Annotated in this window: 15 protein-coding genes; 12 read left to right on the forward strand and 3 right to left on the reverse strand. The window is 68.5% G+C overall.

The features are described from left to right. Positions 1 to 9: 9 nt before the first annotated feature. The 9 genes from IE302_RS20825 (at position 10) to IE302_RS20865 (ending at position 7,717) form a co-directional block, all read left to right on the forward strand. Entirely contained in the window at positions 10 to 222 is a 213-nt protein-coding gene (locus IE302_RS20825) for a helix-turn-helix domain-containing protein (protein WP_037333131.1), read from the forward strand. Then, on the forward strand, positions 222 to 1,349 hold the full coding sequence (locus tag IE302_RS20830) for a tyrosine-type recombinase/integrase (RefSeq protein ID WP_191256133.1): 1,128 nt from the start codon (positions 222 to 224) through the stop codon (positions 1,347 to 1,349). The genes IE302_RS20825 and IE302_RS20830 overlap by 1 nt, the downstream gene beginning before the upstream one ends. Before the next feature lie 313 nt (positions 1,350 to 1,662). Further along, the gene (locus IE302_RS20835; RefSeq protein WP_191256134.1) at positions 1,663 to 2,685 is read left to right on the forward strand and encodes a hypothetical protein; all 1,023 of its coding nucleotides are present in this window, start codon (positions 1,663 to 1,665) and stop codon (positions 2,683 to 2,685) included. Positions 2,686 to 2,796: 111 nt separating this feature from the next. Next, positions 2,797 to 4,014 carry an efflux RND transporter periplasmic adaptor subunit gene (locus tag IE302_RS20840; protein WP_191256135.1) on the forward strand — a complete coding sequence of 406 codons (1,218 nt, stop codon included), beginning with the start codon at positions 2,797 to 2,799 and terminating at the stop codon, positions 4,012 to 4,014. Next, entirely contained in the window at positions 4,011 to 4,715 is a 705-nt protein-coding gene (locus tag IE302_RS20845; protein ID WP_191256136.1) for an ABC transporter ATP-binding protein, read from the forward strand. The genes IE302_RS20840 and IE302_RS20845 overlap by 4 nt, the downstream gene beginning before the upstream one ends. After that, complete coding sequence (locus IE302_RS20850) at positions 4,712 to 5,914, forward strand: ABC transporter permease (protein ID WP_191256137.1); 1,203 nt, start codon at positions 4,712 to 4,714, stop codon at positions 5,912 to 5,914. Before IE302_RS20845 ends, IE302_RS20850 begins: the two co-directional genes overlap by 4 nt. Before the next feature lie 8 nt (positions 5,915 to 5,922). Next, positions 5,923 to 6,192 carry a hypothetical protein gene (locus IE302_RS20855; RefSeq protein WP_229907874.1) on the forward strand — a complete coding sequence of 90 codons (270 nt, stop codon included), beginning with the start codon at positions 5,923 to 5,925 and terminating at the stop codon, positions 6,190 to 6,192. 132 nt (positions 6,193 to 6,324) lie between these two features. Next, a complete protein-coding gene (locus IE302_RS20860; RefSeq protein ID WP_191256138.1) occupies positions 6,325 to 6,873 on the forward strand; it encodes a hypothetical protein in 549 nt (182 codons plus the stop codon). 22 nt (positions 6,874 to 6,895) lie between these two features. Then, entirely contained in the window at positions 6,896 to 7,717 is an 822-nt protein-coding gene (locus IE302_RS20865) for an arylamine N-acetyltransferase family protein (protein WP_191256139.1), read from the forward strand. 4 nt (positions 7,718 to 7,721) lie between these two features. Here the strand turns inward: IE302_RS20865 and IE302_RS20870 are convergent, their stop codons facing one another. Both IE302_RS20870 and IE302_RS20875 read right to left on the reverse strand, forming a co-directional pair. Continuing rightward, on the reverse strand, positions 7,722 to 8,021 hold the full coding sequence (locus tag IE302_RS20870) for a GNAT family N-acetyltransferase (RefSeq protein ID WP_191256140.1): 300 nt from the start codon (positions 8,019 to 8,021) through the stop codon (positions 7,722 to 7,724). Further along, a complete protein-coding gene (locus IE302_RS20875; RefSeq protein WP_191256141.1) occupies positions 8,018 to 10,795 on the reverse strand; it encodes an EAL domain-containing protein in 2,778 nt (925 codons plus the stop codon). Before IE302_RS20875 ends, IE302_RS20870 begins: the two co-directional genes overlap by 4 nt. 247 nt (positions 10,796 to 11,042) lie before the next feature. Here IE302_RS20875 and IE302_RS20880 point away from each other — a divergent pair, with 247 nt between their 5' ends. Continuing rightward, entirely contained in the window at positions 11,043 to 11,570 is a 528-nt protein-coding gene (locus tag IE302_RS20880) for a serine/threonine protein kinase (protein WP_191256142.1), read from the forward strand. A 10-nt stretch (positions 11,571 to 11,580) separates the two neighbouring features. Here the strand turns inward: IE302_RS20880 and IE302_RS20885 are convergent, their stop codons facing one another. Then, positions 11,581 to 12,930 carry a nucleobase:cation symporter-2 family protein gene (locus IE302_RS20885; RefSeq protein ID WP_191256143.1) on the reverse strand — a complete coding sequence of 450 codons (1,350 nt, stop codon included), beginning with the start codon at positions 12,928 to 12,930 and terminating at the stop codon, positions 11,581 to 11,583. A 136-nt stretch (positions 12,931 to 13,066) separates the two neighbouring features. On the opposite strand from IE302_RS20885, the gene IE302_RS20890 reads away from it, so the two are divergent. Next, positions 13,067 to 14,281, forward strand: coding sequence for an NAD(P)/FAD-dependent oxidoreductase (locus tag IE302_RS20890; RefSeq protein WP_191256144.1), 1,215 nt, complete (start codon positions 13,067 to 13,069; stop codon positions 14,279 to 14,281). 32 nt (positions 14,282 to 14,313) lie between these two features. Then, the gene (locus IE302_RS20895) at positions 14,314 to 15,033 is read left to right on the forward strand and encodes a Clp protease N-terminal domain-containing protein (RefSeq protein ID WP_191256145.1); all 720 of its coding nucleotides are present in this window, start codon (positions 14,314 to 14,316) and stop codon (positions 15,031 to 15,033) included. The last annotated feature ends 107 nt before the right edge of the window (positions 15,034 to 15,140 follow it).

The following is a 15,140-nucleotide window of genomic DNA, read 5'->3' on the forward strand; positions in this document are numbered from 1 at the left end:
GGGGGAGACGTGGAGAAGAACTATCTGACAGTCGATGAAGCGGCTGAGTACCTGAACACGGGTGTCCGGTTCGTGCGGCGGCTGATCGCGGAACGGCGGATTGCCTTCCACAAGGTCGGCGTTCACGTTCGGCTGGCGGTCGCTGATCTGGACGCGTTCGTGATGGCGGGACGCGTCGAGCCGGTACGGGTGAGCTGGTCCGCTGGTCGGGCGGTGGCGTGATGGCGAAGAAGCGGAGGCGGTTCGGGTCGGTTCGGAAGCTGCCTTCCGGCCGGTTTCAGGCGTCGTTCCTCGGTCCGAACGGAGTGCGCCAGTACGCGCCGGACACGTTCCGGACCAGGACCGACGCTGATCGGTGGCTGGTCGGCGTAGAGGCGGATATCAACAAGGGTGCCTGGCTGGACGACAAGCTAGGACGAGAAACGTTCGGCAACTACGCGGGTGCCTATCTGCGCGACAGTCCGAACATCGGGGACAGGTGGGAGGAGACGTGTCGGCGGAACATGCGCCTTCACATGACTGAGCTGCTGGACCTCCCGCTGATCGCGATCACCCCGCCGGTGGTGCGGAGCTGGTACGCCAAGGCCCTGCTCGGAGAGGGCGGGAAGACGTCGATCGGGCAGTCGTACCGCTTCCTCCGTGCCGTGATGAACTCGGCCAAGAGGGACGGGGCGATCATGATCAACCCCTGCCAGATCCCCGGCGCGGGTACAGACAAGGCGAAGGAACGGGGCATCGCCACCCCAGGCCAGATTGTCGACCTCGTCGAGGCGATCACTCCTCGCTACCAGGCGGCCGTGCTGCTGGCGGCCTGGTGCGGTCTTCGTCGCGGTGAGGTCTGCGGCCTGCGGACGGCTGACGTCGACCTGGTGGACGGCGTCGTGTGGGTCCGGAAGAACAGGGTGGAGCTTCTGGAGAGTCCGAAGAAGTACGACAAGGACCCCAAGACGGACGCGGGCCGTCGGCCGGTGTCAGTCCCTCCGCACGTCATGCCGTACCTGCGGGACCACATGAAGGAGTGGGCGGGGCGGGATCGGTTCTTCATCGGCAAGGACGGGCAGCCGATGCGGGGAAACGCGGTCTATCAGGCGTTCGTCCGGGCGCGGGTGAAGGTCGGTGTGGATGTGAGCTATCACGACCTGCGGCACACGGGGCAGACGCTCGCAGCGAGTGCGGGCGCGACGCTGGCTGACCTTAAGAAGCGTCTCGGGCACGCGTCGGCGGCTGCGTCCCTCCGGTATCTCCACGCGGTCGAAGGGCGGGATAGGGAGGTAGCCGACCAGTTGAGCAAGCTCGCCGCGCATGGGAACGCTGCCAAGCTGCCCAAGACCATCATCGTGAAGCACTGAGGCGCGATGTTGCACGGGGGTTGCACGCGGCACTGGTGCAACCCCCGTGACCAGCGGAAACGTCTGTGCCTGAAAAGCGGAAGGTCGCCGGTTCGACCCCGGCCCTGGCCACCGCTCAACGAACCGCCTCGATGCACATCGAGGCGGTTTTTTCATGCGCCCGGCACGTTGGTCCGATCGGTCGAACAATCGTTCTAATGCTTGCGTGCGCATTCGTGCGCCGTGAAGCTGTGCGTACGGGGGGACGCGGGCTGTCGAGGAACAGCCCGTGGTGGTGCTGTCCTCCCGGTCTTTTCCTACTGGGAGGAAAATCTTGCGCACTCTGAGATCCGGCCTGGCCGCGCTGGCGACCGCCGTTGTCGCCACGACCGCCACGCTCGTTTCCGTCGCCACACCCGCGGCCGCGGCGGCCTGCGCCTATGCCGCCGAACCGCTCGCGTTGCCCGCGGGGGTGACGAGCGCTTTCGTCACCGCGACCGACGGGCGAACCGCCTTTGCCGGCCCGGGCACCAGCGCGAACGGCCGTCAGCAGTTCGTCGTCTGGCGTGACGGTGTTCCGGAAGGGCTTCCGCCGGTGGGCGGTTCGCTGAACCTGACGGGGATCAACGCGCAGGGCGACCTGATCGGCTCGTGGTCCGCCGCGCCAGGGGTTTCGACTCCGGAGTGGTACCACGCCGGAGTCCGTCAGCCGTCCGGAGTCTTCGGGAACGAATCGCCGAGTCTCGACGGGATCAACGCCGCAGGGGACATCGTCGGCCGGATTTCGCGGAACGGAGTACAGAAGGTCGCCGTCTGGCGTGCCGGTCACCAGGCGGAGCCGCCGGTCGTGTTGTCGACGCCGGACGGCTTCTTCCCGACGACACCGAGGATCGGCGACGACGGAAGTGTCGCGATCTTCGGTCTGATCGGCGCGGACGCTCACGCGTTCGTCTGGGCTCCGGACGGAACCCGCCGGACCCTCGCCACGCCGCTCGGCGGTGAGATCACCCGGGTGTCGAGTGTTCGTGGCACCCGGATCATCGGCTCGGCCCTCGGATTCGGGGCGGTCGAATGGGATCTGTCCGGCGCACTGGCGTCGACGCCGGGAACCGAGACGACCGAAGGGCTCGCGGTGACCTCGGCAGGCACGGTCCTGATGAGCTACCGGAAGCCGGGTGAGCAGACCACGGTCCCGGTCGTCGCCACTCCGGGCGCGACCTGGCAGTACCTTCCCGCCCCGGCCGGCTCCAGCCGCGCGGTCGCCGGAACGATCACCGACGCCGGGGTCGTCGGCGGCAGCTACGTCGACACGGCGACCGGGAAGACGGTACCCGTTCGCTGGAAGTGCGCTTCCTGATCGGACCAGCGCGGCCGCCCCGGTGCGAAGCCGGGGCGGCCGCCCCCGATACACAGCGGGCTCACAGGCAATCAACAGGTCATTGCCAAGCAACGGCAGCAGTGTCACCGCATGACGCGAGCTCGCCCCTCCAAGGCCTGGGTGCTCAACGGTGTCCTGATCGTGCTGCTGGCCGGAGCAGGTCTCGGGATATACCAGGCATTCAGTCCCGAACAGAACACCGCGCAGGCCCAGACCCGCAGTACGCCGGTCCGCCGGGCCACGGTCACCGAGACCGTCTCCGCCGCCGGGACCCTCGCCAGCGGGTACACCGGCACCGCGAACTTCGCCACGGCCGGCAAGGTCGCGTCGATCGACGTGAAGGTCGGCGACGTCGTGTCGGTGGGGCAGAAGCTCGCGACCATCGACAGCGCTCAGGCCACGAAGGAGCTGAAGGTCGCGAAGGCGAACCTCGTGGTCGCGCAGGACAATCTCGACACCGCGGAGACAGCGGAGGACACCCCCGCCACCGGCCAGAACGCTCAAAGCGCGCAGACTAGTGTCGCCTCGGCGCAGGCCAAGCTGGACCAGGCCGAGCTCGACGTCCAGAACGCCCAGACCGCGCTCGACGACACCACCCTCACCGCGCCCGGCGCGGGAACGGTCACCGCGATCAACGGCACCGTCGGACAGCAATCCTCCAGCGGTTCTTCAGCGAGTTCCCAGACGTCGAGCGGGAACCAGGGGAACTCCAACGCCTCGACGTCGTCTTCGTCCAGTGGCGGCAGCGGATTCATCACCATCACGAACATGACCGACCTGGTCGTCGACACCTCGATCGCGGAGATCGACGTCAGCAAGGTCAAAGCGGGCCAGAAGGCGACGGTGACGCTGAACTCCTCGCCCGACAAGCCGGTCCAGGCGACCGTCTCCAGCGTCGACCTGACGCCGACGACCAGCGGCAGCGTCGTCTCCTACAAGACGAAGCTGGCGCTGGCCAGCCCGCCGGAAGGCTTGCGGCCCGGCCAGTCCGCGAGTGTCGTGGTCACCGTCGCCGAGGCGCAGAACGCGTTGAGCGTCCCCGCCGCCGCGGTGCGGACCACGGGCGGCACGAACGTCGTCACCGTGCAGGAGAACGGCCGGGAAGCCCCGCGCCAGGTGCAGGTCGGGATCCGCGGCGAGTCGACGGTGCAGATCACCTCGGGGCTCACCGAAGGGGAGAACGTCGTGCTGACCGCGACGGCCGCCACCGGCACCGGCGGTACCAACCGGACGGGCGGCACGGGAGGTTTCCCCGGCGGCGGCCAGCGCGGCACCGGCACCGGAGGCGGATTTGGCGGTCGGGGATGAACCCGGTGATCGCGGTCTCCGGACTGCGCAAGACCTACGGCGAAGGGGAGACCGCCGTGCACGCGTTGCGCGGCGTCGACCTCACCGTCCTGCCCGGCGAGTACGTCGCGATCATGGGCGCGTCCGGTTCGGGCAAGTCGACCCTGCTGAACATGCTGGGCTGCCTCGACGTGCCGACCTCGGGCGAGTACCTGCTCGACGGATTCGGCGTCGGCGAACTCAACGAGCGTCAGCTGGCGTTGCTGCGCAATCGCAAGATCGGCTTCGTCTTCCAATCCTTCAATCTGGTTCCCCGCACCTCCGCTGCGTCCAATGTGGAGCTTCCGCTTGTCTACAGTGGACTTCGCCGGTCGGTACGGCGCGAGCGCGCGCTCGCCGCGCTGGAGATGGTCGGGCTGTCCGACCGGGCCAAGCACTTGCCGAGCGAGCTGTCCGGCGGGCAGATCCAGCGCGTGGCCGTGGCGCGGGCCCTCATCACCGGACCGGCGATGCTGCTGGCCGACGAGCCCACGGGCAATCTCGACAGCCGCAGCACCGCGGACGTCCTCGGCGTCTTCGACCGGTTGAACCGCCTCGGCCGCACCATCGTGGTGATCACGCACGAGGACGAGGTCGCCGCGCACGCCCGCCGTGTGGTCCGTGTCGACGACGGGCTGATCGTCTCCGACGAGGCGACCCGTGCGGTGGGGGTGGCGTCGTGAACTTCCTGGAGATCCTGCGGTTCGCGATCCGCGGTCTCACCGCGAACAAACTGCGGTCGGCGCTGACGACGCTCGGCATCACCATCGGCGTCGCGGCGGTCATCCTGCTCGTGGCGGTGGGGAACGGCGCTTCCGCCGCCATCGCGGCGAGCATCCAGGGACTCGGCACCAATGTCGTCACCGTGTCCCCGGTACGCGGCGGCGGCCAGGGCGCGACGGCGCGCCCGCTGACGGTGCAGGACGCGCACGCGCTCGTCGACCCGGTCGGCGCGCCGGACGTCAAGGCGGCGTCGCCGGTGGTGACGACGACGGCGACGGCGACCCGGGGCCAGACGTCGTACGACATCCCGAGCGTCGTGGGCACCGAACCCGCGTACTTCACCACGACCAACAAGGAGATAGCCGACGGCGCGTTGTTCACCGCCGAGGACGTCACGGCCGCGCGGAAGGTCGTCGTCCTCGGCGCGACGACGGCCCAGTCGATCTTCGGCACGGCCAAGCCGGTCGGCGGGAACGTGCTGCTCAACGGCATCCAGTTCACCGTCGCCGGGGTGCTGAAGGCCCAGGGGAGCACCGGGCCGCAGAACGCCGACGACGTCGCGATCGCGCCGATCTCGGCGGTCCAGAACTCCTTGGCGGGCTACGGAAGCCTGAGCCAGATCGCCGTGCAGGCGGCGGGCGCGGACTCGGTTTCCCTCGCCCAGGCCGAAATCACCGCGATCCTCAACGCGCGGCACGGGATCCGCGCCGGCGGCACCGCGGACTACCAGATCCAGAACTCCGAACAACTGCTCGCGACCCGCACTTCCGCCACCGAGACGTTCACCGTGCTGCTGGCCGCCGTCGCGGCGATCTCGCTGCTGGTCGGCGGGATCGGCGTCACCAACATCATGCTGGTGACGGTGACCGAACGGATCCGCGAGATCGGCATCCGCAAGGCCGTCGGGGCGCCGCGTTCGGCCATCCTCGGCCAGTTCCTCGCCGAAGCGACCATGCTCAGCCTGTTCGGCGGCCTGCTCGGCGTCGCGATCGGGCTGATCGGCAGCCGGTTCACGATCTCCGGGATCCAGCCGGTCGTGGTGCCGTCCTCGATCTTCCTGGCGTTCGCGGTTTCCGCCCTGATCGGGCTGTTCTTCGGCGTCTTCCCAGCGAACCGGGCCGCGAAGCTGCGGCCGATCGACGCCTTGCGTCACGAATAGGAGTCTCGATGCCGTCTACTGAACCGACCGCGGAGGACATCGTCGCCGGTCCGGCGGTGACCGGTGACCTCCACGGCGAGATGCGCCGCGCCGCCAGGCCGTTCTCCAGGACGACGCAGGTGCTGGCCGGTCTGGTCGCGCTCGCGGCCGTGTTCGCGCTCGGCGCCTGGACGCACGCCGTATTCGGCCCGGCGTCTTCCCCGGCACCTGCCCGGCAGGTCGTCGCGCCGAACGGACAGGGGCAGGCGGACGGACCCCGGGGCACGACGGGACGGTGACCGCGCAGCCCGGCACCCAGGAAGCGCGAAGGTGGGGCTGACCCCAGCGACGGCACTACGGCAGACGGGATGGATCGGTGTCCCCGCTCTCCTACGGTTCTGGTGACGCCTTGAGCGTCCACAGTGGACCGAGTGAGAGCAGGGTATGGGGATCAAGCGAATCGTCAACCGTCGGACGTGCTGCCGCATATCTCCGCCCGCAACATCGCCCGTGACATGGACGTCGACGAGTTCGCCGCCTGGGCGGCGCCGCGGCACCAGCGCCTAAGTCTCGGAAGGACCGCCGCCGAGGTCCGCGCCGGGATGGAGAAGGTCATCCGTGACGCGAAGCGGGCACCGGTGAAGGTCGGCGAGGACACGCTGTACGAACGCACGATCCCCTTCGTCTACTACGTCGCCTCCTCCGACGACCGCGAGAACGAGCAGTTCGCCGCGACCGTCCGGGCGCTGAAGGGGATGGAGCTGCCGTCGAACTGGCTGCTGGGGATCACGAAGTTCTTGAACCACCCCGGATTGAGCGGCATCGAGAACAGCGGCAGCGCGCAGAGTTCCCTCATGCTGGCGCTGGTCTGCGGCGACACCCCCGCGCTGCGCGGAAGCCGCGGTCAACCGCTACCTCCTGGACGGCACGCTGCCCGCCCAGGCCACGGTCTGCGCGCAATGATCTTGACCTCGATCTAGGTGGAGGTGTCAGGCTGGAGGCATGACACTCGCACCTGAGCAGGTCGACGAATGGACCGTCGGCACCCTCGATCTCGACGCGTACCTCGGCCGGATCGGCCAGGACCGCGCGAAGCCTTCCGCCGCCGCGTTGCGTGAGCTGGCGAAGGCGCACGTCCTGGCCGTTCCGTTCGAGAACGTCGACGTCGTTTTGGAACAGCACAAGGGGATCGCGCTCGAAGACGTGATCGGCAAGCTCGTCCGCCGTCAGCGCGGCGGCTACTGCTACGAGCACGGAAGCCTCTTCGCCGCGGCCGCCGAGCAGCTCGGCTACCCCGTGCGCCGCCTGGTTGCGCGAGTGCAGCCGCAGCGGCCCGGCCCGTACACGCACATGACGCTCGTCATCGAGGCCGACGGCGTCCAGCACCTGGTCGACGTCGGTTTCGGCGCGGGGATGCTGGTGCCGATGCCGTTGGTCGACGGCGCCGTGGTGGAGCAGGCGGGCTGGCCGCACCGGCTCGTCGCCGACGGCGACTGGTGGCGCTTGCAGAAGCAGGAGGGCGACGACTGGACCGACTTGCACGCCTTCACGCTCACGCCGATGCACCGGATCGATTACGAGGTCTACCACCACTACACGTCGACGCATCCGCGTTCGCCGTTCACCGGGCAGCTGGTGATCATGCGCCTGGAGGAGGGGCTCAGCCGCAAGCTGGTCGGCAGCGAGTTCATCGTCGAACGCCCGGACGGGACCAAGGAGACCACGCCGGTCCCGGCCGAGCGGCTCGACGCGACGCTGCGCGAGCTGGACGTCGTCCTCACCGAGGACGAACTCGCGAAGCTCCTGAAGATCTACCCGGGCTGAGGGTTTAGAGCTCGAACTCGGCGCGCTTGTCCTCTGGGACGAGATCCTCGTACTCGCGGTGCTTCGCGATGTACGAGCGCACGTACGGGCAGTAGGGCAGGACGGACTTGCCCTGCGACCGGACGTCGTCGAGCGCGGCGGTGACGAGCTTGCCCGCCAGGCCCTGGCCGGCGAAGTCGTCCGAGATCTCGGTGTGCAGGAACAGGACCGCGTCTCCTCGGGTGCGGGTATCCACGAACCCGGCGGTCTTCCCGTCCACGACGATGTCGTAGCGGTTTTCCCCGGCTTTGATCTCGACACTCATTCAACGGCTCCGAAAAGTTCGTCCGGAGGCGCGGGGCGACCCAGGTGGAAGCCCTGCGCCTGGTCACAGCGCAGCTCACGCAGGACCGCGAGCTGCTCTTCGTCTTCGACGCCTTCGGCGACGACGATCAGGTCGACGGCGTGCGCCATCGCGATGATGCTCTTGACGATCGCGGCCGCGTCGCGCGATTCCGCGATGCCGGTGACGAAGGTGCGGTCGATCTTGAGCGTGTCCAGCGGGAGCCGTTGCAGCTGCGCGAGCGACGAATAGCCGGTGCCGAAGTCGTCGATCGCCAGCGAGACACCGAGATCGCGCAGCGACGCCAGGACTTCGGCGGCCGCGGCCTGGTCCCGCATCAGCGCGCTCTCGGTGACCTCCAAGGTCAGCGCGTGCGGCGGGAGCCCGGTCGTCCTCAGCGCGTCCTGCACCGTGGGCACCAGATGCGGGTCGTCCAGCTGCCGGGCGGACAGGTTGACCTTGAGGTTCAGGTCGATGCCGAGCTGGTCGCGCCGCCGGGCGATCTCGCGCGTGGTCGTGCGCAGGACGTGCTTGCCGATCAGGTTGATCAGATCGCTTTCCTCGGCCAGCGGGATGAACTCGGCGGGCGAGATCGTGCCGTGCGCCGGATGTTTCCAGCGCAGCAACGCCTCCACGGCGACCATCTCACCGGATTCGATGTCCACGACGGGCTGGTAGGCGGTCCAGAGTTCCTCGTTCTGCAGGGCGTCGCGCAGGTCCTGTTCCATGCGGAGCCGCCGCTGCATCCGCTCGCGCAGCTCGACGTCGAAGAACTCGTACCGTGCCCGGCCGAGCGTTTTCGCCTGGTACATCGCGACATCCGCGTCCCGCAGCAGATCTTCGGCGGTCCGGGTGTCGTCGTTGGCCGCGGTGACGATGCCGATGCTGGCGTCGATGTGCAGCTGCCTGCCGTTGACCGTGATCGGTTCGGTCAGCGCCTCGCGCAGATGCTCGGCGAGTGCCTTGATCTCGTCCGGTTCGGTGATCTCCGCGGTGACGACGACGAATTCGTCGCCGCCGAGCCTGCCGACGAGGTCGCTCTCGCCGATTCCCCGGCGCAGTCGTTCGCCCGCGATGCGGAGCACCTTGTCGCCGACGGAATGCCCGAGGGAATCGTTGATCACCTTGAACTTGTCGAGGTCGATGAACAGCAGCGTGGTCAGCTCGGCGCGGCCGGCACCCGACAGCGCCTCGGCGAGGCTGTCGAGGACCAGCGTCCGGTTCGCGAGTTCGGTGAGCGGGTCGTGCGTCGCCTCGTGGGCGAGCCGCTCGCCGATGGCGCGGCGTTCGGTGATGTCGGTGAACGAGGTGACCACGGCCATGGCCGACGGGTCTTCCGGCGTCAGCAGCCGTGAGGTCAGCGAGATCCAGACGTCGCCGCCGTCGGGCCTCCGCAGCCGCAGCACGAGCCCGGTCTGCGTGACCCGCGTGCGCCTGGTCACCACCGACGGGATCCGTGCGGGCGGGATGCGGCCTTGCTCGTCGAACAGTTCCAGTGTCACGCACGGGACGCCGATGAGGTCGTCGTGGTCGATGCCGATGATCCGGCACGCCGCCGGGTTGGCCGATTCGATGAGGCCGCCGGGCCCGACCACGACCACGCCTTCGTCGAGCGAAGCGACCACCGTGCTGTAGTGCTGTTCGGCCCGTCGCCGGGCCGTTTCGTCGGCGCAGACCAGCACGAAGCCGTCGGCCATCTCCGCGGCCGAGATGCGGATGGCCAGTGTCGAACCGTTGCGATGACGGTGCGTCGTCCGCAGGACGCCACCCCTGCGCAGCACGGTTTCCGGGTCGAGCGCGGCACCGACGAGGTCGCTCACCGTGCCGCCGATCGCTTCGCCCGCCGTCCAGCCGTAGACGTTCTCCGCGGCGGGGTTCCAGCTGGTCACCATGCCCGTGCCGTTGGTCGCGATGATCGCGTCGCTGACGTGGCTGATCAGCGCGGCCTGGTAGCGCAGCGTCGCTTCGGCGGCCTTCTGCGCGCTGATGTCGCGCATGATGACCTGGAACGCGGGCCTGCCCTCCCAGGTCGTGCGCACCGAGATGCTCTGGACCAGGTATTTCGTGCCGTCGAGGCGGAGCATGACGGTGTCGGCGGGATCGGTCGACGCGCCCTGGCGGTGCAGCGACGCGATCCTGTCCAGCAGGGCCGGGAGCGATTCTTCGGCGACGAAGTCCATGATCGGCCGCCCGATCAGCTCGGCGGTCGAGGACGCACCGAGCGCGGAGACGGCCGCCCGGTTCACGTACGTGACGATGCCGGCTTCGTGGACGCAGACCGCGTCGGGACTCAGCTCCACCAAAAGCCGGTAACGGTCAGTGAGATCTTCGAGAGCTTGCCGGTTCTCGTGGACGTCGGTCACGTCGGTGGCGATCCCGAGCAGTCCCGTCGAGCCGTTGTCGTCACCGATGGTGCGGGCGCGCAGGCGGACCCAGCGAAGCTCGCCCGCCGGGTTCCGGAACGACTGCTCGAGTTCGAACTCGCGCCAAGGCGGGGAAGTGCGGGTGCCGGAGGTCAGCGGGGCCACCAGATCGGCGAGCCGGGATTCGGTCTCGGCTTCGGTGAGCACACCGCCACCCAGCAGGTTCTCCAGCCCGGGCAGCCAGGACAGCTTCTCGCTCTCGAAGTCGTACGACCAGATGGCGGCGTCGTCGCCCGCGAGGCCGAGATCGCCGAGCGGCTCGTTTCCGAGCGGCGCGCCTGTCGGACGACCGGAATTCCCGGCTCCCGGCACGGCGAGGGCGTCAGCCTCCATGATCCGTCCGAACCCCCTCTACCGGTACTGGCACCGTCGATTACACCACCCGCGAAGGGCGCTGTATACGCGAACCGAAGGTGGGCGGCCGCAGATATGCACGAAAGCATATGAATACACACTGTGTGACCGGCATGCGCTAACGTGTTCCATCGGGTGAATAATTTTTGGTTAACTTCACCCATTCGGCGGTGAGTTGCGGTAAAACTACTGTTCGCTCGTTCCCGGGTGCGAAAGGTCTCAGCTGGTGGATGACGACGACGTTTCGGTCGCCGACCTGCTCATTCGCGAGGGCTGGGACGACCACGAGGAGTCACGGGCAAAGTCACGCTGGAGAGTTATCGCGGTGGTGATCGCCGTGGTCGTCGCCTGCGGCGCGGCCGGTGTTCTCGTCGGGTTCGATTCGGATCCCGAGCAGAACGCCCAGCCGAACAACATGAGCGTCATCGAGATGCCGAAGCGGCCCTCGGAGAACAGGGGCGCCGACGCGACTTCGGCGGTCCCGTCCACTGAGACGGTCGAAACCGGCGAAGGCGGGACTTCCTCGCAGCCCAGCAAAACAACGTCGTCGAGCCGACGCACGTCGAGTTCGGTCGCGTCGACGTCCGACACCCCGGACGAACCGACGACGACACCGACTTCGCACGAGCCTGCCGACCCGCCGAAGCCGACCGGGTCGACGGGCGCCCCGCAGCCACCCAACCCGACCCCGCCGCCGCCCTCGACGACTCCGACCGAGGAGTGCAACCTGTGGCCCAAGTGGCTGTGGTGCTAGAGATCGAGGGTTAGGGCGCCTGCAGGAGATCCGGCTCCCGGCGCTTGCCGAGGTGGTTGAACAGCAGGTTGAGGGTGAAGGCGACGATCGCGGCGACCGTGATCGGGCTGCCGCAGACGGTCTGCAGCCACGACGGGAAATGCTGGAAGAAGATCGAGTTCCCGAACTGGTTCGTCGAAAACGCGGGCAGCAGGCCGACGCCGAACGACACCGCGACGATGAAGGTGTTGTGGTTGCCGGAGAACTCCACCTTCTTCAGGTTCTGCACGCCGACCGCGGCGACCATCGCGAACATGACCACCGCGACCGCGCCGATCACCGGTTCCGGCACGGCCGCGACGAAGGCGCCGACCTTCGGCACCAGGCCCATCAGCACGAGCAGGCCGCCCGCCGTCGCGACCACCCAGCGGCTGCGCACCCCGGTCATCTGCACGAGGCCGACGTTCTGCGCGAAAGCCGTGTCCGGGAACGAGTTCATCGCGCCGCCGAGGATGGCCGAGAGGCCGTCGGTGGCGAGACCGCGCGCGAGGTCGGAGTCGGTCGCCGGCCGTCCGGTGATCTCGCCGACCGCGACCAGGTCCGCGGTGGATTCGGTGTAGGTCACCAGCATCACGACGCACATCGAGAGCACGGCCGCGATCGGGAAGGTCGGCGGGCCGAAGTGGAACGGCGACGCGAGACCGAACCAGCCGGCGTCGGCGATGCCCTGGAAGCTCACCAGGCCCATCGGGACGGCCGCGGCGAGGCCGATCACCAGCGCCAGCAGCGGGCCGATCTGGTTCGCGAACCCGCGCAGGACCCGTGTGAACAGGATGATCACCGCGATCACGCCGAACGCGAGCGCGAGGTTGGCGGGCTTCGCGTAGTCCGGCGACGTCGTGTCGTGGCCGGCGATCAGGCCGACGCCGGGGCCGATGAGCGAGATGCCGATGACTACGAGCAGCGTGCCCGAGACCAGCGGCGGGAAGAACCGGATCATCTTCGCGAACGGCTTCGCGATGAGCAGGCCGAACACACCCGACGCGATCATCGCGCCGTAGACGGCCTGCATGCCGTACTGGGAAGCGATCATGATCATCGGGTTGACCACGGTGAACGTCGCGCCCGCCACCACCGGCAGCCGGATCCCGAAGAGCCGCCCGATCCCGATCGCCTGGATGAGCGTCGCGATCCCCGCGACCAGCAGATCCGCGTTGACCAGCAACGCGATCGTCGCCGCGTCGAGTTTCAGCGCGCTGCCCACGACGAGCGGGACGGCCACCGAGCCCGCGTACATGATCGTCATGTGCTGCAGGCCGAGCAAGGTCAGCTTCGGCAGCGGCGGGCGGGCGTCGACCGGGTGGACGTCGGGCCGGCTCATGCGATCCCCTCCTCACGTGCGGGAACACCAGTGGACTCGTCGGGCATGACCGTAGCGCTTCACCCGCGTGAGGATCACGTGTCGAAATCCCCGGAGCTGTGTTGAATGGACACCGGGCACAACGGAAGGAGCGCCGATGGAGACCGTCCTCGTAGTAGGGGCCGGGCAGAGCGGGTTCGGAGTGGCGACCTCGCTGCGGGACAAGGGGTTCGACGGGCGGGTGCTGCTCATCGGCGACGAACCCGGGCTGCCGTATCAACGACCTCCGTTGTCGAAGGGCTATCTCGCCGGGACCGCGGGGGACGCCCAGCTGCGTCTGCGGCCTGAGGACTTCTTCGCGGAGAAGAGCATCGAGCTGATCCCCGGCCGGGTCGCGTCGGTGGATCGCGATGGCGCGAAGGTGGTTCTCGAGGACGGGAGCGCCCACGGGTACGACCATCTCGTGCTGGCGACGGGAGCGGTCAACCGCGTACTGCCGGTTCCCGGGTCCACTTTGGACGGTGTGTTCACCTTGCGCACCAAGGACGAAGCCGACGTCCTGCGTTCCGCCCTGGAAAGCGCGGAGAACGTGGTCGTGGTCGGGGGCGGGTTCATCGGGCTGGAGTTCGCCGCGCACGCCGGGCGGCCCGTGACGATCGTCGAGGCGCAGGACAGGCTGATGGCCCGCGTCGCGACTCCAGAGGTCTCGGCGTACTTCGCCGCTCTGCACGAGGGAGCCGGGCACACGATCCTGGTCGGCAAGGGGGTCGCCGCGCTGCGCGGCGAGGGCCGGGTGACCGAGGTCGAACTGAGCGACGGCAGCCTGCTGCCCGCCGATCTGGTGCTGGTCGGGGTCGGCGTGGAACCGAGGACGCGGCTCGCCGAGGAGGCCGGGCTCGCCGTGGCGAACGGTGTCGTCGTCGACGAACACCTGCGCACGAGCGATCCGAAGATCTCGGCGGTCGGGGACTGCGCGAACTTCCCCTGCGTCCAGGCGGGGACGGCGACGCGGCTGGAGTCGGTGCAGAACGCCGTCGACCAGGCGCGGGCGGCGGCCGCCGTCATCACCGGCGAACCCGCGCCCTATGACAGCCTGCCGTGGTTCTGGACCGATCAGCTCGGCGCGAAACTGCAGATCGCCGGGATTCTGACCGGGGCGGAGAAGACCATCGTGACCGGGGATCGGGAGGGCGGGAAGTTCTCGGTGCTCTCGTTCCGGGACGGCGTGCTGGCCGGGGTCGAGTCGGTGAACCGGCCACCGGACCACATCGCCGCGCGACGGTTGTTCGCCGCGGATCCGGCGCCGCGGTTCGAGACGCTGGAGGCCAACGGCTTCGATCTCAAGGCCACCTTTGCGTCAACCCGTGGTTGACGATTGGAGGCCGTCAACCTAGAGTTGACGCTATGACCACTCCAGTTCGTCTCGACGACCTCATCTCCCACATCAAGCAGCAGCATCCCGACGGTGACGTGCTCGGCCAGCTGTCCGACGCGGTCTTCCTCGGCGAGCACCTGGGCGAAGTGGCCGACCATCTGATCGGCCACTTCGTCGACCAGGCGCGGCGCTCCGGCGCCTCTTGGACCGAAATCGGCAAGAACATGGGGGTGTCCAAGCAGGCCGCTCAGAAACGTTTCGTCGAATCCAGCGGCTCTTCGCTCGAAGACCTGGTGAAGGTGTTCAGCCGCTACACCGACCGCGCGCGGCACGTCGTCGTCGCTTCGCGGGACGCTGCCGTCACGGCGAAGAGCCCGCAGATCGAGCCCGTGCACCTGGTCCTCGGCCTGCTCGCCGAACCCGCCGCGCTCGCCGCCGGGGCGATCGTGGCGCAGAACGTGACCCTCGAAGCCGTCCGCGACGCCGCTTCGGCGGCTCTGCCGGAACCCGCCGGCGAACCGGTGGAAGCGGCGAAGATGGCCTTCGGGGCACAGGCCAAGAAAGCGCTTGAGCTGACCATGCGGGAGTCGCTGCGGCTCGGGCACAACTACATCGGCACCGAGCACATCCTGCTGGCCCTGTTCGAACTCGGCGACGACCTGCTGACCGGGCTCGGGCTCACGAAGGAGCAGACCGAGGCGGTGATCCTGCGGTCGCTGGCGGAGATCGTCGCCGCACGCGGGCAATGACCAGGATCGCGCTCACTGTCCTGGTGTTCGTCGCTCTCGTCCTGCTGGCCGCCTGTACATGAAGGCCCCCTTCCTTGCGCCTAGGTACATAAAGGGGGCCTTCATGT

Origin of the sequence: Amycolatopsis oliviviridis (assembly GCF_014654365.1) — a bacterium.
In the GTDB taxonomy this organism is placed as follows: Bacteria; Actinomycetota; Actinomycetes; order Mycobacteriales; family Pseudonocardiaceae; genus Amycolatopsis; species Amycolatopsis oliviviridis.